General features: G+C 29.6%; 1 protein-coding gene and 1 pseudogene. Both read right to left on the bottom strand.

The genetic code is table 11. The annotated features are described in order from the left end of the window. Window positions 1–230 precede the first annotated feature (230 nt). Window positions 231–854 (bottom strand): hypothetical protein, encoded by a 624-nt coding sequence (locus tag HMPREF2853_RS04895; protein WP_070535118.1) that lies wholly within the window; start codon window positions 852–854, stop codon window positions 231–233. A gap of 218 nt (window positions 855–1,072) precedes the next feature. Further along, window positions 1,073–1,451: pseudogene (locus HMPREF2853_RS04890) on the bottom strand (hypothetical protein); the annotation flags it as partial.

The raw sequence follows: 1,451 nt of genomic DNA, 5'->3' as shown, positions 1-1,451 counted from the left end.
CATTCTCGACTATTCTTATTTTCTCCACATCCCGCCAATCCTATCATGATCAATCCCCCTAAAAGTAATATTGTGAGAAAAGTGAGTTTTTTCATAACCTTCTCCTTATTTATGATATTCAATAAAATAGCTAACCGTAGTTCACTTATAGTATACCATAAAAGCAACAATTCCTTGCATCTTGTTCACATTCGTAAGTCATATTCGCCACGTCTAAAGTTAGAATTTCACTACTCACCATTATTCAATTCTCCATTTGACACTGTTTCTCTAAAATAATAACCGTCTTTGTAATCAACATTTACAGAATAGTAATAATAATCATTACTCTGCAAAGAGCTCCCAAATTCTAATACACCATTTTCAAGATCATCCTTTTTAAAAAATTTGTTTATTATTGGATTATTCACACTATAAGATATGTCAAAACCATTAGTTACACTGTTATAACTCTTACTTTCTAATTTAAACTCAGATAAAATACTTTTATTAATCGTTAATTCTTGAAACAGAAAACCTTTAAGTTCCCAAATTTCCTTCGCTCTTTCTTCATCTGAAAAAATAAATTGCTGTTCTATGTAATTAACATCTATAATGTCTGTCTTTTTTTCTAACTTTAAATCTTTTCGAATTAATTTACCAGTTATCGTCTTGAACTGACTATTTCCGGTTAAATATATTTTTATGCTAACTTTATCATTCTTGTAAACTTGATAGACCTCAAACCCTTCTGGAAATTGCTTAAACAAATCAAACAGATTTTCGGTTGGATAGACACGACTAACCTCAGAGACTTTGTTTTCAATCCATTCTCGGCTGTTCTTATTTTCTCCACATCCTGTTAATCCTATCATTATCAATCCTCCTAAAAGTAATATTGCGAAAAACAAGCTTTTTTTTCATAACCTTCTCCTTTTTTATAATATTCAATAAGATAGCCACCATCATTCTCTTGTAGGATATCATAAAAGCAATATTGCCTTGCGTCTTATTCAAATTCGTAAGTCAAATTTGCTGCATCTAGAGTAGCAATACCACTATTCGCTGTATCCTTTTTACTCATACTTCTCTCCTAATTCGATACTCTCTCCTTAAAATAATAGCCATCATTAAAATCAACAGTAACAGAATAGTAATAAAAGTCATCTAACCTCAAAGAACTACCAAATCCTAGTACTGTTTCAACTTGTTGCTGTTTATTAAAATATTGGTTAATCGTTGTGTTTTTAATAATATAATCTATATCAAAAGAACCATTATTTCCGTTAAAATGTTTGTTTTTTAATGATAATTTACTTAAAAATTCTTTATCTATACCAAGTTTTTGAAACAAGAAACCATCAAACTTCCATATTTTTTTAGCAGTTTCTTCATCAGAAAAAATAAATTTGTTGTCTACATATTGAACATTTACTACTTCTTCTTCGCTTTTTGGTGCATCATCCTTCGCT

This window comes from Streptococcus sp. HMSC077F03 (assembly GCF_001812375.1).
Classification (GTDB): Bacteria; Bacillota; Bacilli; order Lactobacillales; family Streptococcaceae; genus Streptococcus; species Streptococcus oralis_S.
The sequence above is the reverse complement of the archived record's forward strand: the minus strand, read 5'-3'. Positions and strand labels throughout refer to the sequence as shown.